Below are 21670 nucleotides of genomic sequence, written 5' to 3'. Positions count from 1 at the left end.
TCCGCCGGCGGGAACGCTATTGCACCGTCACCGGATCCGGGAGCTTGTACTGGCCGTTGAGGATGCGGTCCTCCGGTCCGTACATGCGCAAGATGATGCTCATCTCGCCGGCAGGCGCCGGTAGCCAATTACTCTCCCGCGCCTTGCCCGGCGACTCGTGCTGGACATAGATCGTCAGCGAGCCATCCGGGTTCTTCTTCAGGTTGGGCGTGCGGTCGCCGATCGAGTAGCGGTTGATGGGGTTATCGACCAGCAAGCGAGTCTTGAGGTCGTACATCGTCAAGCTCCAGAAGAACCTGACAGGCGGCAAGTCGGAGGCCGGCAGGGTGAACGTGTACTTGTTCGCGCCCGTCATCGGCTGACCACTGGCGTCTTTCGTCCACTGCCCGTACTTGGCCTGCTTCACCACGTTGGGAATGATGCCTCCCGCCTCGACACCGACGGCACGATCCAGGTAACGCGTGGTCATGTAGTCGCGCGTGCCATACAGCAGGGTGGAGTCCACCGCCTTCGCAGCGCCGTCGACGATCTGCTGGTGCGCGTCGGCGATGCCGCGCGCCACCGCATCACGAATTTCAGGCGCCAGCGCATCAGCCTTGTAGGTGCCACCGGGGCCAATGCCCAGGCGCGCCATGCGCTCGTAGATGGACTTGTCGCCCTCGTTGGGGACAACGAACTGCAGCAGGAAGTTGGTCAGCTCGAAGAAACGCGGATCGGTCATGGCGGCCTCATCCCATGCAGGCCACGCAGGGGTGGCCGCTGCCGCCGGTGCCGGTTGGCCCAGATACGCGCTCAGGGGCTCGAGCTTGTAGCCGCGCTGGATGGCTTCCATCTTCCCCAAGTCGGCCGGGCCAGATACCGCGGTGCGGGTCAGCGTGCCCACGATGGTGGTTTCGCCGCGTATGACGCGATTGACCCCCTTCGGGAGTTCGCCCTGCCAGTTGGAAGGAGCGAGCAGGTAGCGACCTCCCTTCTGTCCATCGATCACCGAGCCCGGGTAGTCGATGATGAAGCCCCACAGGTCACCCCACACGCTGCTGTAGAAGCGATTGCCGTCCGCCGGCGGCTGGGTGAGCACCCACGGTTCGGCGCGCAGGTCCACCCACGCCCAGCTATAGGGCGTGTCGTTGTTCGGCATCGTCGTTTCAGTGTCGGCGGGCTTGGCGAGGCCGTCGTGCCGCCACTTGCCGAAACCTCCGATGCTCTTCGGGTTGCCGGGGTCGAGGATCTCCGAATGGACCGTGCGGTAGTAGTAGTTCAGCGGGAAGGCGAAGATGTACGCATCCCGCGCAATCTCGAAGGCCTCATTCGGGGAGACGGCTGCGGATTCGGCCGGCGGCGGCTTTGCGGAGTCAGATCCGGCAGGAGTGGGCTCCTGTTGGCGCGCACAGCTCGCCAGGGCCAGCGCTGCGATCATTGCTGCGATCGAGAAGAGCTTCATGGCTACGACTCCGGGATGCCGATCGGCAGAGGCGTGAGTGTCGGAGGCTCGGGCGTGAACACGGCGTGACGTGCCTGCGATCCAGGCGGCATGGCCGGTTCGGGTCGGAAGCGGACATCAGCAACAGGCGACTGCTGCACCCCAATGACCGCTTGAAACCGCAGCCAGAAGTGGACGATCGTCAGAATCTGAGTCAGATCGAAGGTGACACCTGAACGCTACGCGGCGCGCGTGGTGCGGGACACGATATCGAGCGCGACCGCTTCGGCTGTGCGAATGCCATCGACGCCGGCCGACAGGATGCCGCCCGCGTAGCCAGCACCTTCGCCTGCCGGAAACAGGCCGCGTGTGTTCACGCTGTGGCCGTCCTCGCCGCGCGTGATGCGCACCGGCGAAGAGGTGCGGGTTTCCACGCCGGTCAATATCGCGTCGTGCATCGCAAAGCCGCGGATCTGCTTTTCGAACGCCGGCAACGCCTCGCGGATCGCCTCGATCGCGTACTCGGGCAGCGATGGCGCGAGGTCGCCCAGACGCACGCCGGGCTTGTACGAGGGCAGCACCGTGCCGAATTCGCTCGACGCCCTGCCCTTCAGGAAGTCGCCCACCAGTTGCCCCGGCGCTTCGTATTCGCCGCCGCCGAGCTCGAACGCGCGCGCTTCCCAGTGCCGCTGCAGCTCGATGCCGGCGAGCGGACCCTCGCCGTAGCGCGCGTAATCCTCCGGTGTGATGCCGCAGACGATCGCCGCATTCGCATTGCGCTCATTGCGTGAGTACTGGCTCATGCCGTTGGTGACCACGCGTCCTGGCTCGCTGGCCGCGGCGACCACCGTGCCGCCCGGGCACATGCAGAAGCTGTACACCGAGCGGCCGTTGCGGCAATGGTGCACGAGCTTGTAGTCGGCCGCGCCGAGCAGCGGATGCCCGGCCTGCGGGCCGAAGCGGGCGGTGTCGATCAGTGATTGCGGATGCTCGATGCGGAAGCCGATCGAGAAGGGTTTCGCTTCGACGAACACGTCGCGCGCATGCAGCATCGCGAACGTGTCGCGTGCGCTGTGGCCCAGCGCCAGCACGACGTGGTCGGCGCGCAGCTGCTCGCCGCCCTGCAGCGTCACACCGCGCACGTGGCGCGTACCGGCGCGGTCGGTCTCGACCAGCAGATCGTCGACGCGGTGGCTGAACCGGATCTCGCCGCCCAGGGACTCGATCGTCGCCCGCATCTCCTCGACCATGGATACCAGGCGGAACGTGCCGATGTGCGGCTTGCTGACGTAAGCGATCTCGTCCGGCGCGCCCGCCCTGACGAACTCGTCGATGACCTTGCGCCCGAAATGCCTGGGGTCGCTGATCTGGCTCCACAGCTTGCCGTCGGAGAACGTGCCCGCCCCGCCTTCGCCGAACTGCACGTTGGATTCGGGGTTGAGCACCTTCTTGCGCCACAGGCCCCAGGTGTCCTTGGTGCGCTCGCGCACGGCCTTGCCGCGCTCCAGGACGATCGGCCGGAAGCCCATCTGCGCAAGCACGAGGGCCGCGAACAGGCCGCACGGCCCCATGCCGATGACGAGGGGGCGCAGCGGAAGGTTCTGCGGCGCGCGCGCCACGAACTTGTAGCTCGTGTCCGGCGTGGGCATCACCTTGCTTCTGTCGCCGGTGCGCGCGACCTCTGCGGCTTCGGCCTCCAGCTGCAGCCGCCGAAGGACGTCGGCTTCGCGCGGGGTATCCACGTCGACCGAATAGATCAGCACGATCGCGCCACGCCGGCGCGCGTCATAACTGCGCTTGGCGACCGTGTACCCGGCCAATTCGTCGGCGGCGATGCCCAGTCGCGCCAGGATCGCGTCGCGCAGCGCCGGCTCGGGGTGGTCCAGTGGCAGGGTGAGGTCGGTCAGTCTGAGCATCCGGTGCATCCGATGGCGCGGGTCGTCGCCGTGATTCTGGGGGCCGTGGCAGGCGCACGTGGCGCGGTGAAGCACCTGATCTGCAAGGATAATCCCGCGGGCGTCCCAACGCACCGGATGCGCCTGGACCGGGAGACCGGATGTGCCATCAGGCCCGCCTATGGCTCCTGCGGCGGCAATTGCTTTACTATCCCGACCTCGAAGGGGAGTAGCTCCCGCATGCTGTCACCGTCACTACGGGATTCGTCCCCGGTGCAGCAGCAGGTCGCCTAGGCGGCCTGCGAGCAAGACCTTCGCCGTCCCACGGCGAAGGTGCGTCCATTGAATGCACTGGCGTCGTGGCCTTTTCCGCCGCCGCAGACCTCCGCCGCCCATCACGTCGCCCCGCCGCCCGCGGCAGGCAACGTGCGTGTGGAAAGCAGGTTCGGCCACCAACGGCCCACGGCCACCCTGCCCTTCCTACGAGACCCCAATGGACGCCCTACTGAACCCCGAGATCTGGATTGCACTGGCCACACTGACCGCGCTCGAACTGGTGCTAGGCATCGACAACATCATCTTCATCTCGATCCTGGCCGGCAAACTGCCGCCGGAACAGCGCAACAAGGCCCGCCGGCTGGGCATCACCCTGGCGGCCGTGACGCGACTGGGCCTGCTGCTGGCCATCGCCTGGATCGTCGGCCTGACCGCCCCGCTGTTCTCGCTACTGGGCAACGAGTTCTCCTGGCGCGACCTCATCCTCATCGGCGGCGGCCTGTTCCTGATTGGCAAGGCCACGCACGAGATCCACCAGAAGCTGGAAGGTGCCAGCGAGCACGTCGGCGTCGGCGCGGCGACGGCCACCTTCGCCAGCGTCATTGCCCAGATCATGGTGCTGGACATCGTGTTCTCGCTGGACTCGATCATCACCGCCGTGGGCATGGTCGACGAGCGCTGGGTGATGGTCACCGCCATCCTGATCTCGATCGTCTTCATGCTGATGTTCGCCCGACCGATCGGTGATTTCGTCGAACGCCATCCGACCGTGAAGGTCCTGGCGCTCAGCTTCCTGATCATGATCGGCCTGGTGCTGATCGCCGACGGTTTCGGCCAGCACATCCCCAAGGGCTACATCTACGCCGCGATGGCCTTCTCGGTGTTCGTCGAGATGATCAACCTGTGGATCCGCAAGCGCGAGAAATCCAAGGTCGCGCCGGTGAAGCTGCACGAGCGGTTCACGGACGACGCGCCGTCTTCGTGATGCCAGACGCAGGGCGCCGGCCTTCGGGCCGGCGCCTTCTGCTTGATCAGCGTCGCGCCCATCGCCTTGGCCCGGATGGATTCGATCCTGAAATGGCAGAAATCCTGGCAAACGTGGCCCGCGCATCGACCTGGCGGATTACGATCGATTCACACACGTACCCATGGAGCCAGCATGCCGCACTTCGTAGTCGACTGTTCCCAGGGGCTGCTGCAGATTCACAGCGAGGAATCGATCATCACCCGACTGCATCGGGTGGCGAGTGCTTCCGGGCTGTTCGACGAATCCGACATCAAGGTCCGCATGCGCCCTTTCGATATCTATGCCGTCGGCGGCGAACGGGAGGATTTCATCCACACCTTCGCCTGGATCATGCAGGGTCGCAGTATCGAGCAGCGCGCCGCCTTGTCGAAGGCCATCGTCAGCGAGCTGGCCGGGATGTTTCCACTGCTTCCCCGCATTGCCGTGAACATCGCCGAGTTCGAGAAGGCGACTTATTTCAATCGCACGATGATGTGACGTCTCAGCTCTTCCACGCAGTCTGGATGCGAGGGAAGTAGCGGATCACGAAGAACAGGTACACCAGCCACAGGGCGAACCACGCGGACGCAACGGCGAGGAGCCTGACCGTGAAGAGGATCAGGCTTGGAGCCAGGAACAGCAGGACGCATCCGGTCAGCCACAGGCGATCGCCCCGACGCGCGTAGCGGGCGCGTTCGGCATCGTCGATTCGCCCGCCCAGCGAGGCGCCGTAGTAGTAGAAGGACGAGAACGCGAACGAGAACGTCGCTACGCCCATGACGATCAGCGTGGCCTGGTACGAGAAGCCATCGACCTGGCCGCTCATGAACTTCGGATACAGGAAGAACAGCAGGAACGTGAAGATCGCGATGCTCGACGCTGCGAGCTGATACGACCGGTTGACATTGGCTGCAGCCAGTTCGTCTGCCATGGGATCTCTCCTCGCCTGACCATCATCCGGGGACTGGCGTTCAGTCCACGAGAAGGGGATTCCAGGCCAGGCCCATTCAGGCAGCCGCGGATGTCGATGCCGCCCGCCCCCGTTCGTCGATAGGAAGGACACCGCGAGCGGAGAACGGGATATGGGCAGGCTCATCATCGAGCAGATCATCAGCGCAGACGGCTTTGCGGCCGAAACGGACGGCGGCATCGGCTTCTTCATCGATGCGCGTGCGGTCAATGAGGTCGACCCGGGCCAGTTGCAGCTCCTGGAGGGCGCGGGCGCCATCGTCCTGGGGCGCACGACGTATCGGATGTTCGCCGACTACTGGCCGGACGCCGACCCGGTGGAGGAACCCGTGGCGGTGCCGATCAACACCCTGCCGAAGTACGTGGTCTCGAACACGCTGGACGCGGCGCCCTGGGGGACCCGCGACTCCGCTACCGTTCTGCGCGGCGATGGCGTCGCGTCGGTGCGCGCCCTGCGTGCACGCGTCGACGGCGACCTCATCATCTGGGGTAGCTTGACCCTGTGCGACGCCCTACTGCTGGCAGGCGAAGTCGATCTCCTGCGCCTGCGCATGGTGCCGGTGCTGATAGGCGCCGGACGCTCATTTGCCCCGCCCGATCTCGGCAGGCGCCCGCTGGCACTGCAATCCATGCAGGAGTTCCAGCAGGGCCTGGTGGTGCTGGAGTACGACTGCATGCGCGCCGGGCCGCCTGGCACAGCGCGTTGAGCTCGTGTCATGAGATCGCCTGATCCGCAGCGACCTGGCGACTGGTCTCGCGCGGGAAGGGTTTGCGCGCCGTATGGATCGCGACGATGCCCAGGGAGAGGCGTTCGGCCTCCATCCGCAGCGCTCTGGCAGCCACCGCGAGAGGCAGTCCCTGCGTTGGGCCGGTGCTATGCTCGACCCGCTGTCGGGCTTGCGGGGGCTCGGATAGCGGAGCGCCACCATGCGCATCGCGGGTCTGCTGCTGTGCTGCTGCGCCGCCCTGCTCGCCGCCGGGTGTACCGGGCAGGATGCGGCTACGCCGTCACCCCCCGCGCCTACCTCGACAACCGCGACAACCACGTCGCCCGATCCCGCACTCGAACCGAAGATCGTCGTGCAGCAGGGACACCAGTCGCCGGTGCTCGCGGTGCACTGGGTCGATGGCGGCCGCCACCTGGTCTCACTGGCGCGCGACGGCTCCCTCGTCATCTGGAACATCGCCAGCGGCACGATCCTTGACCACGCGCAGGTTCCGCTCGCTGCGCAGCTGCTGCTTCCCGACGGCCAGAAGGAGCCGCCGCTGCGCTTCCACGCAATCACCGACGGGCCCGCCGCTGGCACGCTGGCGATCGCGTACATGGGTGTTGCGGAAAGCGAAGCCAAACTCGCCTGTCCGGGCGCGCATCAGCCCGGTACGCTGTCGTGCACCTACGTCATCGACCTGGCGACGCGCGCGGTCCGTGCCGACGCGACCCTGCCGATGCCGAGCGCAGCATCGGCCGACGATGCACACCACTGGCCCACCTCGCCCGACGGCACGCTTCGCCCGGCACCGAACCACGGCAACGGCCGCCGCGGATTGCCCGACACGAGCGACGAACACTTCGGTTCCGTCGATCCGACCTGTACGTCACTGCAACGCTGCCGCTACGGCGTCACCCTGCTCGCCACCGGCAACGGCGCCGAACAGCGGGTCTTGACGGTTGATCCGCGCGGTTATTTCGTGGACGCCGACCTGTCGCCCGACGGGTTGCGCCTGCTGCGCGTCGTGCGTCCTTTCAACGAACCCGGCACGCGCGTGGAAGCGCTCGATCTCTCCGGCGGCAATGGCGAGCCCGCATTCGCGCCAAAGCGCGCCTACCACCGCGTGCGCTGGCTCGACGCCACGCACTACCTGCTGGGCAGCGAGGGCTACGGCATCACCAACGACACGGAGGACGCGATGGCTGGGTACCCACCGGCACTGGTGGTCGATCCCGCGTGCGCCACGCGCGAGGACTGCGCGGCAATCGACAGCCGCTGGCAGATGCGGCCGGCGGACGCTGGGGCCTTCGTCGCGCTGGGGTCCCTCGCCGATTCCTGTTTTACGTCCTCTGTCGGCGGCACCTTCTGCATGGACGACACTCGCCCGGACGACGGCAACGAGACCTACGACCCGCCGCCGACGGGCCTGGCGTTTCACGCGGCCGGCGCACGCAATTGGCAGCCGCTGGCAGCGGATGCGTTGGCGGACCAGGTCATCACCGCGATCGAAACCTCACCCGACCACCGCCGGCTGGCGGTCGCGACGCGCGCCTGGGATCGCGCTGACGCGCCGGGCGCGAAACAGGTGCTGCGGGTGTGGCTGCTGGGCCTCGGCGACGGTGGCGCCACTGCCCCGCGCCGGTTGGTCGAGGTCATCGATCCACTCGGAAACGCGGGTAAATTCACCGACGACGACACGATCCGTGCGCTGTCCTTCAGCGCCGACGGTCGCCGCCTCGTCTTCACCCATGCGAAGGCGGCACGCGCGAACCAGGCGCAGGCCGACCTGCATATCGTCGACACCGACGAGGCGGCGAAGGCACGCACGATCCCCGGGTTCGCACGCCGCGCGATCGCTGTCGGCGACAACCGCGTGCTCGGGCTGGACGACGGCACGCTGCTCGACCTGGACAGCGGGCGCGCCGTCGCGCACGTCCCGTCACGGACGCCGCTGGTCCGGGCCGGATGGATCGAACGCAGCCGCCTGCTGTGGGCGACCACCGAAGACGGCAAGATCCTCTTCTGGGACAGCGGCGACGGCACCTTGCAGCTGACCCTGCACACGCTGCCCGACAACCGCTACTTCGCGATCGCACCCGGTGGTCGCTACGACACCAACCTGGGTGCCGACACCGCCCTGGTGCGCTGGTTGGTGCCCGATGCGCCATGGCGCAGCCTCGCCGCGCAGACGTTCATGCGCGACTACTACGAGCCCGGTCTGTACCGACGGCTGCTCGACTGCCGCGCCAGCGACACGTGCGCGCGCGCCTTCGCGCCGCTGCCAGCCATCGCCAGCCTCAACCGCGTGTTGCCGGAAGTCCGGATCACCGGCGTGCACCCAGGCAGCGATGTCGCGCAAGCCGTGGTTGCGATCGAGGTGCGGGAAGGCGTCGATGCCGACGCGCCCAACGGCAAGACCCGTTCCGGCCTCTACAACCCGCGACTGTTCCGCAACGGCAAACTGGTCGCAATGGCACCGCGGCAGGTGGATGCGGCCAATACGGACCTCGTGCAATGGCGTTCGCGCAACGCGGTGCAGGCAACGGACGGGGTGCACCGTCTTGAGTTCACTGTGCCGTTGCCGACGCAGGCGGACGAGGCGTCGCAGGTGTTCTCCGCGTATGCGTTCAACGAAGACCGCATCAAAGGCGAGACGGCGACTCTGGCCTGGACGCGCCCCGCGGTCGCCCCGCGTTCGCGCCGCGCCTACGTGCTCGCGATCGGCATCGACCACTACGACACGGCCCGCTTCCGCCTGAACTACGCCGTTGCCGATGCCAGGCTGATGGCGGCGCGGCTGTCCGCCATCCCCGGCTACGAGACGCACCAGATGCTGCTCGCCGCCGAACGAAGCAGCGAGGGCCGCCCGAGCACGCGCGTGGACCGCGCCACCCTCACTCGTGTGCTGTCGCTGCTGGCCGGCGACGGCGACCGCCAGGCCACCCTCGCCGCATTGCGGGCCGACGGCATCGACGCCGGCATGCTGCAAGCGGCGACGCCCGACGATGCGGTGATCGTCAGTTACTCCGGCCACGGCTGGGCGAACCCGCGCGGGGATTTCTACCTGATCCCCTCGGACGGCCGCTGGCCGGAAGGCTCGGATGCGCCGGACCTGTCCACCGTGCTGTCCACCGCCGACCTGGTGATGCCGTTCCAGGCGATGCGCGCGGGCGAAATCGCCCTGGTGATCGACGCCTGCCATTCCGCGGCGAGCGTTGCCGACGGGCGCTTCAAGCCCGGCCCGATGGGCGACAGCGGGCTCGGCCAGCTGGCGTACGACAAGGGCATCCGCATCCTCGCCGCGACCCAGGCCGACGACGTCGCGCTCGAGGATGCACGCCTGGGCCAGGGTCTGCTGACCTATGCGCTGGCGGTGGACGGACTGGGCGCCGGCGACGCCGACCTCGACGGCGATGGCAGTATCCGCATCGACGAGTGGCTGGCCTACGCGGTGCGACGGCTGCCAACGCTTGCAGCCGATGCACGCGTCGGCCGCATCACCGCGGCCGGCAGTGGCGCGCGTGCGATCACCTTCCACGACCTGCCGGCCGATGCGCCCGCGCGACGCGTGCAGCAACCTGCCCTGTTCGACTTCAATCCGCGGGCAAGCGCGGTGGTGCTGCGCCGGGAGGCGCCATGACGCGCATCCTGTTGATGGCCTGCGTCCTCACGTCGCTGCTATGCGGATGCGGGCCACCGTCCGCCCCCACGCAGGCTCCGGCCGAGGCGGCTCCCGCTTCGCGCCCGCCGGACACGCGGCGCATCCACGCCCTTATCGTCGGCATCGACCGTTACCGGTATTCCGATGCACACCAGCCAAGCGCGGTGTTCTCCGACCTGCGCGGCGCGGTTGGCGATGCGTTGCGCTTCAAACAGGCGCTGGCTGATCTGTACGGCGTCGAGGTCGACGTTCCCGCAGCAGGCGCCTGTGATTCGTCGAACGCCGCAACCATCACGCTGACCGACGACTGCGCAACCCGCGCGCGGATCCTCGAAGCCCTGCAGCAGCGGATCGCGTCACTGCGCGCAGGGGACACCCTGCTGTTCTATTTCGCCGGCCACGGCTCGCGCTATCGCGACGACGAAGCCCGCGACCAGGACACCGGCTACAACGGCACGATCCTGCCCACCGACGCCCGCAATCCGGACGGCTCGCCGGGCGACATCTTCGACGTCGAACTGAAGGCGCTGAAAGATCGCGCGACCGCGCAGGGCCTGTATTTCGTCAGCGTGTTCGATTCCTGCAACTCGGCAACCGCGACGCGGACCGGTGCCGCCGGGCAATCGCGCAGTGCGCCCACAATCAACGTCCCGGCACCGCCATCGTCCGTCGCGGCAGCGCCTGCGGCGGTCGCGACATCGTCCGGAGGCAACGGCTACTGGGTCCATCTCGCGGCCGCCCAGGACGGTGAAGAAGCACAGGAAACGGGCGGTGGCACGGTCGGTACGCGCGCCGGCGTGTTCACTACCGCGCTTCTCGATACGTTGAGGATGCCGGGCATGCGCGACGCGACGTTCGGCGACCTGATCCACGAAGTGCGCCTGCGCGTGGCCGCGCGCGGCCATGCCGCACAGACGCCGTCCGCGGAAGGCGCGCTGACGGCGGCGGTGGGCGCGCGTTCGCGCACGGCCGTGCTGTACGACGTCGAGCACGCCGGCACCGCTACCACGCTGCAAGCCGGCACGACCAGCGGCATCACCAGCGGGTCACGTTTCGCGCTGTACGCCAACCAGGCCGACGCCGTCGCACGCCGCTCGCGGCTCGCGGCCGGTTCGATCAGCACCGTCGACGGCACCGCCGCCACGCTGGCGCTCGACGCCGCGCCGGGCGCACTGCCGAAGCGGCTGGTCGCGGAGGAGATCGCGCATTTCCTTCCCGGTGACGCACTCACCGTCGCCATCGACCTGCCTGCGGGTCCGGCCCGCGATGCAGCCGAGGCGGCACTGAGTGCCACCGGCTTCGCCGTCGAGTCGCCGACCGGTGTCACCCGCCTCGTCGCCGACATGGAGCATGCTGGAGCAGTCGCGCTGCGCGCCGATGACGGCACGCTGCTGGTCAGATCGCTTGGCCCCCCCAACGGTCCGGGCTTCGGCGACCGCCTGACCGAGGCGTTGCGCAAAGTCGCACGCGTGCAGCAGCTGCTCGCACTGCGCACCAGCGGTGCCACCGCCGATGACGCCGATCCGCTGCCGGTTGCTGCCTGCATCGCCGCCGACGGCTACCGCCCCACGGCGTGCCCACCGCTGCAGGCCGGCGGAGTCCGCCGCATCGGCATGGGCGAACGGATCACCGCCACCGTCATCAACCGGGGCATGCAACCGGCTTACATCTACGTCCTCGCGATCGACCCGTACAACGCCGTTGACCTGGTGCTGCCCAAGCCGGGCGAGTTCGACCAGTCATTGCCGCCGAACCAGCCCTACCGTCGCTCGGGCATGTCGTTCGACGCACCCGGCGCCTACCGCTTCGTCGTGATCGCCAGCGCGCGACCGATCCGCGCCGACGCGTTCCAGCAGGCCGGCAACGGCACGCGTGATCTCGCCGCCTGCACCTCGCCGCTCGAACGCCTGCTCTGTGCGAGCAGCGAAGGCCGGCGCGATGCCGGCGTCGCCGCGGTCGGAGACTGGTCCGCACAGGTATCCACGGTACTCACCACACCAGAGGACGTCCCATGAGCCGCGCTGCGTTGCCCACATTGTTGACCGGCGCGCTGTCGTGCGCCGTGCTTGCCGCTTGCGGCGATCGCTCACTGCCACCCCAGTCCACCGCCACCGCCAGCGCGCCGAAGCCGGCCACGCGCACCGCAACGCCCGAGAATTGCGAAGCGCGCCGCGCACGCCATGACCAGGACACCGGTGGCCGCATCGTTGGTGGCGAGCCGGCAAAGCCCGGTTCCGCGCCGTGGCAGGTGGAAATCCTGTCCTCGCCGCGCTATGACGAGGCCGACCGCGCCTATGACGCGAAACTTGCCGACGGCGATGAATGCAAGATCTATCTCGCGCAACGCGCGTCCTACGAGCTCGCGCACAAGTGCGGAGGCGCCTACATCGGCGGCGGCTGGGTGGCCACTGCCGCGCACTGCGTGGACAACATCCCCGGCTTCGATGGCCGTGAAGGCAATGTACTGACCGACCGCCGCATGCGACTTGGCACCCAGAACCTGACTGTCGACGACGGCCTGTTCACCATCGACGCGGTGGTGATCCACGGTGGTTACACGAAGGCAACGAAGCTCGACGACATCGCGCTGGCGCGGGTGGTGGTCGACCCCCGCATCGCCGCGTTCGAGGCGGGCGGTCGGCTGTCAGCGGTGGCGCTGATGGGCGCGGGCGACCGCGACTTCGATCCCGGCGAGGCGCTGCGCGTCACCGGCTGGGGGTGGATGGGGCAGCGCAACGAGGACGACAAGGTCACCCGCCTGGACAGCGCACAGCGCCTGCAGCACAACCCTGCCGAGCTGCAGCAACTGACACTGAACTACCTGCCCGATTCGCAGTGCGCGAAGGAGTACGGCGAGTTCTACGGTCCCGGCGCGCTGTGTGCGGGCACGCTGGCGGCGGACGGCAGCATCGAGGTCGGCAAGGACAGCTGCCAGGGCGACAGCGGTGGGCCGCTGACCCGCGAAGAAGATGGCGGCAAGCGCAGCCTGGTCGGCGTCGTCTCGGGCGGCAAGGGCTGCGGCGCGGGCAAGCCGGCGGTGTACACGCGGGTGTCGCACTACGCCGACTGGATCACCGCCGCGAAGGCGGCGGCGAAGTCCGGCGAGGTGGTGCGGGTGCCGCCGCCAGGCGGCGCGGCCGCTTCGCGCTGACGCGACGCGAACCGCGCCACCCGGCTCGAAACTACTGCTCGGGCGGCGCCGTGCGTTCGACCGTGCCGGTCTGCTCTTCAGGCGTCGTGCGCTCGACGGTGCCGGTCTGCTCCTCCGGACCCGTGCGTTCGACAGTGCCCGTCTGCTCCTCTGGACCCGTGCGCTCCACGGTGCCGGTCTGCTCTTCCGGCCCCGTGCGTTCGACAGTTCCGGTCTGGGCTTCGGGCGCGGTCGCCGCAGGTACGGCCGCGGCGGCAGGTTCGGCGGGCTTCTTGCACGCGGCAAGGCCGCACGCAAGCGCGATCAAGAGCGCTGTTCCGATAACGTGGCGCATGGTGCTTCTCCTCTCGTCCTCAGCAGATCATGTGAAGCCGACGGCTTTCGCAATCGCGAGGTAGCCGGCGGTACTGCGCAACCGTTCCAGCAGCGGATCAGCGTACATCAGCATGATCCCGCCGTCGCGCAGCTCCCACGCCGCCTGCAGCGACGCCAGCGCCTTCGCCGTGTCGGCCCATTGAGCGTGGATCTGCGCGTACTGGTAATGGCTCTTGTCGCCGTACTCGGCAACCAGTTCGGCCAGTGTGGCTTCCGCCGCGGCACGGTCGCCGGCGCGCTGCGCGAGTATCGCCAGTCCGGGCAGCCGGCGCACCGCGCTGCGTTCCTTCGAGAACGAAGCGCGAGCATCGTCGTTGGCGCCCGCCAGCAACTGCGCGAAGCCCAACGACGCGTGGACGCCGGCCAGTGTCGGGTTCAACTCGATCGCCTTGCGAAAGGCAACGATCGCTCCGGCATGGTCACCGGCGTTGTAGCGGATATCGCCTTGCGAGCGGAACGTGCGTGCATTGAGACGGTCAAGCGTCGCCGCGCGCACGATCACCTCGGTAGCACGGGTGTGGTCGCGCAGGTTCGAGCGGAACGTTGCGTAGCGGGCGAGCACGTCGGCATCGCCCGGTGCCAGCGTGTAGGAGCGCTCGAAGGGTTCGCGCGCACCGCGCATGTCGAGCTTGCCGCTGGCGAGCGCGAAGCCAAGCGCCGAGAAGCCTTCGGCGAAAGCAGGTGCCCGCGTGGTCGCTGCGCGCGCGGCGGCTTCCGCGGCATCGTACAGCCGCACGCGTTCGTCATGGTCTGCGTAGAGGTTTCCGATTACTGCAAGGGCCCGCGCGCGCGCCGCATGTGCGCCCGCGTAGCGATCGTCGAGGGCAATTGCGCGATCGAAGTACTCCAGGGCGCGGCGATCGCTTTCCTCGTCGATCCCGGCCTCGTACAGCGCGCGTCCGTGCAGGTAGGCGTCGAACGCCGCCACGTTGGTGGTACCGCCAACCTGTGCCTTGCCACTGGTCGCCGGGCCCTTGATCTCGGCCGACAAAGCGCCGGCGACGGCAGTGCCGATCTCTGACTGCACCGCGAAGATGTCAGCCAGCGGGCGCTCCCAACTGTTGGCCCAACGGCTCAGGCCGGTCTTGCCATCGGTGAGTTCGGCGGCCACCTTTACCCGGGCGCCGGCTTTCTGCACGTTGCCGCCCAAGAGGAAGTCGACGCCCAGCGCCTTCGCGATCGTGCGCGCGTCGTCCTGTCCATCGCCGGCCTTCTTCGACGAGGTCTGGCCGGCAATCTGCAGCAGTTCGTTGCGCGAGAGCTGCGTGCGGATTTCCGAGGTCAGGCCGTCGGAGAAGTAGCGCTGCTCGGGATCGCCACTGAGGTTGGCGAACGGCAGTACCGCGATGCGGCGCGGATCGTTCGCACCACGCGGGGCGGCACCCGGGGCGCGCGTACGCCACAACCAGATGCCACCACCAGTACCGGCCGCGACCATCGCCAGGCCACCGGCGATCAGCACGTTCCGGCGGGTCTGCGATGCCATGCCTGCGCGCGGAGCGGCGGGCGTCGGCGCGGTGCCGTCGTGCAATGCAGCCACCGCACGGAGCAGCTTTCGCATCGGCTCGCTGTCCGGCTTGGCCAGGACGTGCGACACGTCGATCGCCTGGAACTGGCCGAAGCCCAATGGCGGCAGGCTGCCGTCAAGCGACAGAGGCACCAGTCGTCCGCTCTCGCGGCCGCGTGTGGCCTCGTCGTGTACCCAATGCGAAGACGCCGATGTCTTCGACCACAGCACAACCACGGCGCGGGCGCTCTCAAGCGCGGTCTCGGTTGAGTGGGAGAAGCGCTCGCCGCCTTCGAGCAGACCGTCCCACCATACGTGGTAGCCCGCATTCTCCAGAACCCGTACGACCGCCAGCGCTGCCTTGCGATCGGCACGGGAATAGCTGAGGAACACGGTATGCGCCTGCCCCGTGCCGCCTGGTTCGCCGTGGTTGGCGGGCGGGCGATGCATGCTCAGGCCGGCAGCGCGATGGGTTTGCCGCTGAAGACGGCCTGCCAGCTTTCGATTTCACCAACGACGATGTCGTCGATCCCGTGCGCAAGACGCGAGACGCCTTCGTAATCGATCGCGGCGTCCGGTCCGGCCAACAGCTGCGCGATCCTTGTCTCGACCTGTTCCAGCTTGTCGGCGGTGACCTCGGAGATCGCCGCGAAACGCTCGAAATCTCCGAAGTAGCGGATGCCGGCGATGCTGGCACCCAGCGTCGGCAATGCGATACCCAGGAAGGCGAAGGCCTTGGAGGTGGCATGCGGCCACTCGTATGGGAGCCAATGCAACACTGCGCCCACGCGCATCAGCAGCCAGACCAGGACCGAGGCCACCGCGATCTTGAACAGCGTCGTAGCCAAGCGATCGAGACGGTGGCTGATGGCATTCAGACGCTTGGCCTTGGCATGGTGGTAGGTGCGCTGGGACGCGACATGAGGCGCGAGCAGGCCCTCCAATGCGCAACGCAGGAAGGATCGGGTGACGGCCATCTCCGGCAGGCCGGGCGCGCGCAGCTTGTGGCGCGCGGCGTACTCGGGCCACGCCGTGCCGGTGGCCCGCGGCCAGTGGCTGGGCGGGCGGGCGACGCCGACAAGCAGCAGGATCGGCGCGTGCCGCAGGTACTCGGCGACACGCCTGGTTTCGAACCAGCGTGCGTGCAGGCGGCGACGGCTGCCCAGCCAGGTGATCACCAGGATCGCGGCCAGCAGGCCGAACTCGCCAAGCGCGAACAGCCATTTGCCGTTGTCGACGCCAAGCGGCATCCATGCGACACCGACGATCACTGCGAGTGCGGACAGGATGAAGTTGGCGACCATCCCGCTGCGGTAGCTGTCGGACAGTCGAGAGGAAATGCCGTCGGCGCGTGCGAAGGCCGGCAGGATATCGTCCGTCACCGCGGCAACGAACTCGCGATCGGCGCCGGGCAGCGCGACCGCTGCCGCCACCAGCGGCGCGGCGCTTCCGCCGGCGATGTGCTCCGGCGGTTCGTAATGCGTAACCAGCGAACGCAGCGGTTTCGGCTCGCCGCCGAACAGCGCCTCGATTCGACGGTACAGCGTCGATGCGCGCGTGCTACGTGCATGCCAGGCCTCTTCCCGCAGTGCACGCGCGATGTTGCCGTCGCGCGCATGCAGCGCGCTGCCGACCACCGCATGCAGCCGTTCGCGATCCTGCCCGGTGCGGGACTGCCAGCCGGCAAGGCTCTCGGTCGACGACAGGATCGACCAGTGTTCCGGCCGCGCCGGGTCCAGCAGGAGCACCGGCGTCCCGATCTCCAGCGCCTGCACGATCGTGTGCCCGGTGCCGCCCACGCCATCGCGGCTGGCGTTGTCCCAGACCCCGATCAACAGGTCGGACTGCTCGACCATGACCCGGCCGGCGAGCGCCGCCTGCGCCCCGGCCGCAGCGTGGAAGTTGCGAGCGCGCAGCACATCCTCCGGCGAGGCGAGTGCGGCTTCGAACAATGCAGCGATCTCGTCGTCGCGGTCAGCCAGCTGGAACAGGCGGGCACGAGCACTCCAGTGACGGATGCCCTGCGCGCGCGCTTGCACGGCCGGATCGAATGCGTCGCCACCTGCGAGCAGCGTCATGCCGTCGGCGTGCGTACGGGGCTGGGCATTGACTGCAACGTTGAGTGCCTGGCTGAAGGGCAGCGGCGCGACGATCTGCCAGTTCAATGCACTGGCGGCCGAGGCGGCCAGTTGATCCACGCCATGGGCCAGCAACGTGTGCAGCCGCGTCGGCTGGATCCTCAGTGCCGGTGTCGCGGTGCGTTCCGCAGCAAGGCCGGCCTCGATCTCGGCGAAGATGTCCGCGAGCGCGGCCGCGATGTGCGTCCCGTCGGCGGCCAGCGCCGGGTTGTCGCCCCGGTGGCCGGTGATGCCTACCGCGAAGCGCACGGGCAGGCCGGCAGGTGTCTGGCTCATGCACACACCCGATGGCCAGATGCGGGTACCGGATCAGCTCCGGCGATGGGTAGCGCACGTTGCTGCCACATGCTTCGTACCCGCTTTGCCGGCGAAGTCGGGGCAGCATAGCACCGGATTCTCAGGCTCGAGCCGGCACCGTCATGGGCATCTGCCAGCGCGCCGACCATCACCCGCGGTGTTTCGAGGAGCGCGAAGGCACCGATGGCCCTTCAGGAGAGCCGGGCTTCCGAAACGAATCTTCGGATGTCGGCCATGTCGACCAGCCACTCCGAGATTTCCTGACCGTCCTCGGATGTCGTGGTTCGTTCGCCGAGGTAATGCTTGACGCGAGCAGGATCGAATCGTTCGTTCAGCTCGTCGGCGAAGAGAATCGAGTTCTGCACATGCACCACTTCGCCAATCCGATATGACGATCGGGCAGCTTACGTCTCTGAATACGAGTGACCGGGCCTCCAGCCGCCGCACCTGACCGTGCGCGCTCCTCAACAACTGGAGTCACGCCCGCATAACATCCTGAGCGGTATGAGCACGGGTTCCGACGTGCAATTCGACACCGGCGCGCGACGCCAATCCTATCCGCGCCAGCCATGTCATGGCCACATCGCTCGGCCCGCATGTGCCGAAGCTGCAAGGAGGCGACATGTACCAGTCCCGGTCTGGACGCGCGCGCGTGCGTCGGTACCCAGTCACCCTCATGGCGCAGGCCGTGCGTGCCCTGCTGGTCGGCAGCGCGTTCGCACCGGCATTGTGGCTGCCGCAAACGCTGCGGGCGCAGACCGTCGGTCCGGGCGACGTCACGACCACCGTGACCGTCGCATCCGGCACGCGGACGGTGGTCGCCGGCACCAGGCTCGCCACACCGCAGAAGGTCCGGGCGACGAGCGTCACCGGCGGACGACTGGTGCTGGAGCCGACCGTCACGGTGACCACGGTCGGTGCCGATTCCCTGTTTGCGACCGGCACAGGTGTGATCAATGGCACCGGCATCACGATCAACGAAACCAATATCGCCGCCGGATCCCCTGGCGGGCCTGCCACGGGAAGCGCTATCAATGCCAACCAGGGTGGCACTGTATCGCTGGTTGATTCCAGCCTCACGACGACCGGAAATGCGGTATCGGCCGCTTCGGGCTTTGTCACACTCACCGGCGGCACGTTGACCACCACGGCAGCGGGAACATCGCTGGCGATGACCACCAGCGGCACCGGCCGCATCGTTGCCGACGGTTTGACGCTCAACGCCGGTGGCCATGGATTGCAGGCGGGGAACGGCGGCGTCATCGTTTTCAGGAATGGCGTGCTCAACGCAATCGGCGCCAGGGCTGGCTATGCATTGACAGGCGCGAGTTTCCAGATCGATGCCAGCGCGGTCGTCGGTGGCAGCTCCGGCCTGCAGGCGCAGCCAGGCGGCACCATCTGGCTGAACATCAATCCGCTGGATGGGCAACCGACGGGTTCGACGGGCAGCGTCTCGATCAATCTCCCGCGTGGCACAGCACTGGTCGTCACCCAGGCGACGGCAGCTACGGCCGCGGGCAGAATCCTCGGCAACAACGTCAACGTCGACTCGAAGGTCATCGAGGGCGTTGGCGTCTGGAGCCAGGGGGGCTCGATCGAGCTGACCCACTCGTCGATCCGGATGGAAGGGGCCAACGCCAGCGGCGTGCGTGCCGGGTTGGCCGCCGCGCTCGCCGGGCAGGCCGACCCGTTCGTGTTGCTGGGCGACTCCACCGTGGAGACCATCGATGATGGCTCCATCGCGATGTGGGCCTGGGCGCGCAACACGCAGGCTCGCATCACCACGACAGACGTGGACGTGACGACCCACGGTGAGAATGCCTACGGGGCCGAAGCCGGAAACGTCGACAAGGGCATCCTGTACCGGGGGCTGCTGGAAGTAACGCGCGGCTCCATCAGCACCCAAGGTTCGTTCTCGGCCGGCGTACTGGTACTGAACCCGGATTCGCGGGCGATGCTCGTCGATGTTCCGATAACGACCGAAGGTGTCGACGCCTGGGGCGTGCATGCCCTCGACGGTGGAGTGATCACGCAACAGGGGGGCAGCATCGCGACCGCTGGCGACCGCGCGCATGGTGCCGTCGCCAGTGCCGTCGGCAGCGAACTCACGCTGACCGGCCTGCCGATCACGACGACCGGAACCGGGGCACATGGCCTCGTCAGCCTCGACGGCGGCAGCGTCGCGGCGAGCGGCGTCGTTGCCACGGTTGGCGGCGCGGATGCTTCGGCCCTGTTCCTGGGTTCTGCGTCCACGGGCGTGAACACGATGACAATCGACGCAGGCGGCTTGCGCAGCGCGTCCGGGCCCACGATCGCGGTCGCCAGCGGTCCGGCCAACATCACCTTGACCGGCACCACCGTCACCGGAAGCGATACCTGGCTGGAAGTTGCCAGCGCGGCATCCTTTCCCGAGCCGGCTCGCGGCATCCTGGTCAGGACACCAGTGCCGGTCGAGGTCATCACTGACGATGAAGACCAGATACTGACCCAGGTGTTCGACACATCGAGATTCTCGTCCGCCGAGCTTGGCAGCGACGCTGCCGGCGTTGCCGACGTCGTTGCGACCAACACGATCATCACCGGCTCTGCGCGCACGGAAGCGGCCAGCGTCGCGAACGTAACGCTCATCGATTCCACCTGGAACCTGACCGGCGACTCCAATCTCACCACCCTGGTCAACGACCCGAGTCTCATCGATTTCGCCGCACCCGTCGGCGGCGCCTTCAAGACGCTGACCGTCGTGAACTACAGCGGCGATGGAACGATTGCGCTCAACAGCGTGCTGGGCAATGACTCGTCCCCGTCCGACAAGCTGGTCATTGACGGAGGTGGTGCGAGCGGCAACACCACGATATCGATCAAGCCTGTTGGAGGCGACGGTGCGGTGACCGTCGCAAACGGGATCCTGATCGTGGACGCGATCAACGCCGCCACCACCACGCCAACGGCGTTCGCGCTCGGCGACAGCGTGTTGGCCGGACCATTCGAGTACACCTTGCAACGTGGCAGCCGCGACGCGAGCGCGCCGGACAGCTGGTACCTGCGCTCGACGATCGACTGCACCGCCGCCAATGCACCGTCGCCGCCCTGCCCCGCGCCGCCGGTGCCTCCACCTCCAGCACCGCCACCGCCGCCGCCCGAACCGCCACCTTCGCCGCCGTCACCGCCGACGCCTCCAAGCCCGCCGACGCCAACACCACCGGATCCGCCGATTCCGATACCGCCGCCGCAGCCACCGAACTTCCGCCGCGAGGTGTCGCTGTACACGGCGCTGGCACCGACCGCGCTGCAGTACGGTCGATCGCTGCTGGACACGCTGCACGAACGCATGGGTGCGCCGATTCGCCCGGGTGAAGCGGGCCAGCTTGCCGAGCGCGGCCTGGTCGACGGCATGTGGGGCCGGATCATGTACGTCAACGGCGAACACGACGGCGGACGCGATGGCATCTTCGGCATCGGCCCGAGCTACGAGTATCTGTTCGGTGCGGTGCAGCTGGGCCTCGACCTCTATCGCAATGAGCAACCAGGCGACCACCGTGATCTCGTCGGCGCCTATGTCGCAGCCGGCTATGCCAACACCCAGGTCGACCATTTCAATGGCACCGCTGCCGGTGACGACCGCATCGACGGCTACACGCTGGGAGGTTACTGGACACGCTACGGCGAGCGGCAGTGGTATCTCGACACCATCGTGCAGGCGACCTGGTACGAAGCCAGTGCCGAGTCGGGCCGCGGTATCGGGCGCCTGGAAAGCGACGGTTTCGGATTTGCCGCTTCGCTGGAAGGCGGGTATCCGTTGCGGGTGGGCCAGGACTGGATCATCGAGCCGCAGGGTCAACTAATCTACCAGACGCTCACCCTGGACGACGCCTCGGACCGCGGAGCGACCGTGCGCTTCGATGACATGGACTCCCTGGTCGGTCGCCTTGGCACCGGTCTTTCGCGGACGTGGATCGACGACGACGATGCTGCAAAGCCGCTCGCTACCACCGGCTGGGCGAGGTTGAGTGCCTGGTACGAGTTCCGAGGCGAACCGATCACGGAATTCTCATCGGCCTCCGGCTTCATCCCCTTCCACGGCGATCTGCACGGCGGCTGGGGCGAAATCGAACTGGGCGTCACCACGGAGCTTGGAAGCAGCGTCTTCCTCTACGCGAACGTGGGCTATCAGCATGGTTTCGACGGCGATCGCGAAGCCTGGGAAGGCAAGGTCGGGTTCCGGGCGAACTGGTGACGGCTTCTCGCGTGTACGTGGTGCCTGCTGG

14 protein-coding genes are annotated in these 21670 nt (G+C 67.8%); 7 read left to right on the top strand and 7 right to left on the bottom strand.

Going from position 1 to position 21670, the window contains the following annotated elements; genetic code table 11:
• Window positions 1-16: 16 nt before the first annotated feature.
• Window positions 17-1441, bottom strand: a complete 1425-nt coding sequence (locus MNR01_RS13200) for a DUF1214 domain-containing protein (protein ID WP_241918232.1) — start codon at window positions 1439-1441, stop codon at window positions 17-19.
• Between the two features lie 218 nt (window positions 1442-1659).
• Entirely contained in the window at window positions 1660-3336 is a 1677-nt protein-coding gene (locus MNR01_RS13195) for an NAD(P)/FAD-dependent oxidoreductase (RefSeq protein ID WP_241918231.1), read from the bottom strand.
• A 472-nt stretch (window positions 3337-3808) separates the two neighbouring features.
• On the opposite strand from MNR01_RS13195, the gene MNR01_RS13190 reads away from it, so the two are divergent.
• Both MNR01_RS13190 and MNR01_RS13185 read left to right on the top strand, forming a co-directional pair.
• Complete coding sequence (locus MNR01_RS13190; RefSeq protein ID WP_241918230.1) at window positions 3809-4576, top strand: TerC family protein; 768 nt, start codon at window positions 3809-3811, stop codon at window positions 4574-4576.
• A 42-nt stretch (window positions 4577-4618) separates the two neighbouring features.
• Window positions 4619-5095, top strand: a complete 477-nt coding sequence (locus tag MNR01_RS13185) for a 5-carboxymethyl-2-hydroxymuconate Delta-isomerase (protein WP_241918229.1) — start codon at window positions 4619-4621, stop codon at window positions 5093-5095.
• Between the two features lie 4 nt (window positions 5096-5099).
• Here MNR01_RS13185 and MNR01_RS13180 read toward each other — a convergent pair whose 3' ends face one another.
• Complete coding sequence (locus tag MNR01_RS13180) at window positions 5100-5528, bottom strand: hypothetical protein (protein ID WP_241918228.1); 429 nt, start codon at window positions 5526-5528, stop codon at window positions 5100-5102.
• Between the two features lie 151 nt (window positions 5529-5679).
• On the opposite strand from MNR01_RS13180, the gene MNR01_RS13175 reads away from it, so the two are divergent.
• The 4 genes from MNR01_RS13175 to MNR01_RS13160 all read left to right on the top strand — a co-directional run bounded on the left by MNR01_RS13175 (window position 5680) and on the right by MNR01_RS13160 (window position 13088).
• Window positions 5680-6273 (top strand): dihydrofolate reductase family protein, encoded by a 594-nt coding sequence (locus MNR01_RS13175; RefSeq protein WP_241918227.1) that lies wholly within the window; start codon window positions 5680-5682, stop codon window positions 6271-6273.
• Between the two features lie 220 nt (window positions 6274-6493).
• On the top strand, window positions 6494-9916 hold the full coding sequence (locus tag MNR01_RS13170; RefSeq protein WP_241918226.1) for a caspase family protein: 3423 nt from the start codon (window positions 6494-6496) through the stop codon (window positions 9914-9916).
• Window positions 9913-11952 carry a caspase family protein gene (locus MNR01_RS13165; RefSeq protein WP_241918225.1) on the top strand — a complete coding sequence of 680 codons (2040 nt, stop codon included), beginning with the start codon at window positions 9913-9915 and terminating at the stop codon, window positions 11950-11952. Before MNR01_RS13170 ends, MNR01_RS13165 begins: the two co-directional genes overlap by 4 nt.
• Window positions 11949-13088 carry a serine protease gene (locus tag MNR01_RS13160; RefSeq protein WP_241918224.1) on the top strand — a complete coding sequence of 380 codons (1140 nt, stop codon included), beginning with the start codon at window positions 11949-11951 and terminating at the stop codon, window positions 13086-13088. The genes MNR01_RS13165 and MNR01_RS13160 overlap by 4 nt, the downstream gene beginning before the upstream one ends.
• 31 nt (window positions 13089-13119) lie before the next feature.
• On the opposite strand, the gene MNR01_RS13155 is transcribed toward MNR01_RS13160, so the two are convergent.
• From MNR01_RS13155 to MNR01_RS13140, 4 genes are all read right to left on the bottom strand, one after another.
• Window positions 13120-13422, bottom strand: a complete 303-nt coding sequence (locus MNR01_RS13155; RefSeq protein ID WP_241918223.1) for a hypothetical protein — start codon at window positions 13420-13422, stop codon at window positions 13120-13122.
• A gap of 27 nt (window positions 13423-13449) precedes the next feature.
• Window positions 13450-15420, bottom strand: coding sequence for a TIR domain-containing protein (locus MNR01_RS13150; RefSeq protein ID WP_241918222.1), 1971 nt, complete (start codon window positions 15418-15420; stop codon window positions 13450-13452).
• A gap of 2 nt (window positions 15421-15422) precedes the next feature.
• On the bottom strand, window positions 15423-17384 hold the full coding sequence (locus tag MNR01_RS13145; RefSeq protein ID WP_241918221.1) for a hypothetical protein: 1962 nt from the start codon (window positions 17382-17384) through the stop codon (window positions 15423-15425).
• Window positions 17385-17596: 212 nt separating this feature from the next.
• A complete protein-coding gene (locus MNR01_RS13140) occupies window positions 17597-17788 on the bottom strand; it encodes a hypothetical protein (protein WP_256451877.1) in 192 nt (63 codons plus the stop codon).
• Between the two features lie 269 nt (window positions 17789-18057).
• On the opposite strand from MNR01_RS13140, the gene MNR01_RS13135 reads away from it, so the two are divergent.
• Complete coding sequence (locus tag MNR01_RS13135) at window positions 18058-21639, top strand: autotransporter outer membrane beta-barrel domain-containing protein (protein WP_241918219.1); 3582 nt, start codon at window positions 18058-18060, stop codon at window positions 21637-21639.
• Window positions 21640-21670 lie beyond the last annotated feature (31 nt).

It is taken from the genome of Lysobacter sp. S4-A87, from assembly GCF_022637455.1.
GTDB lineage: Bacteria > Pseudomonadota > Gammaproteobacteria > Xanthomonadales > Xanthomonadaceae > Lysobacter_J.
This window is presented reverse-complemented; position numbering and strand designations above follow the sequence as displayed.

Excerpts from the sequence above, each read along its gene's own strand:
- MNR01_RS13200 (WP_241918232.1), bottom strand. The coding sequence starts at position 1,441 with ATGAAGCTCTTCTCGATCGCAGCAATGATCGCAGCGCTGGCCCTGGCG.
- MNR01_RS13195 (WP_241918231.1), bottom strand. The coding sequence starts at position 3,336 with ATGCTCAGACTGACCGACCTCACCCTGCCACTGGACCACCCCGAGCCG.
- MNR01_RS13190 (WP_241918230.1), top strand. The coding sequence starts at position 3,809 with ATGGACGCCCTACTGAACCCCGAGATCTGGATTGCACTGGCCACACTG.
- MNR01_RS13180 (WP_241918228.1), bottom strand. The coding sequence starts at position 5,528 with ATGGCAGACGAACTGGCTGCAGCCAATGTCAACCGGTCGTATCAGCTC.
- MNR01_RS13175 (WP_241918227.1), top strand. The coding sequence starts at position 5,680 with ATGGGCAGGCTCATCATCGAGCAGATCATCAGCGCAGACGGCTTTGCG.
- MNR01_RS13170 (WP_241918226.1), top strand. The coding sequence starts at position 6,494 with ATGCGCATCGCGGGTCTGCTGCTGTGCTGCTGCGCCGCCCTGCTCGCC.
- MNR01_RS13165 (WP_241918225.1), top strand. The coding sequence starts at position 9,913 with ATGACGCGCATCCTGTTGATGGCCTGCGTCCTCACGTCGCTGCTATGC.
- MNR01_RS13160 (WP_241918224.1), top strand. The coding sequence starts at position 11,949 with ATGAGCCGCGCTGCGTTGCCCACATTGTTGACCGGCGCGCTGTCGTGC.
- MNR01_RS13155 (WP_241918223.1), bottom strand. The coding sequence starts at position 13,422 with ATGCGCCACGTTATCGGAACAGCGCTCTTGATCGCGCTTGCGTGCGGC.
- MNR01_RS13150 (WP_241918222.1), bottom strand. The coding sequence starts at position 15,420 with ATGCATCGCCCGCCCGCCAACCACGGCGAACCAGGCGGCACGGGGCAG.
- MNR01_RS13145 (WP_241918221.1), bottom strand. The coding sequence starts at position 17,384 with ATGAGCCAGACACCTGCCGGCCTGCCCGTGCGCTTCGCGGTAGGCATC.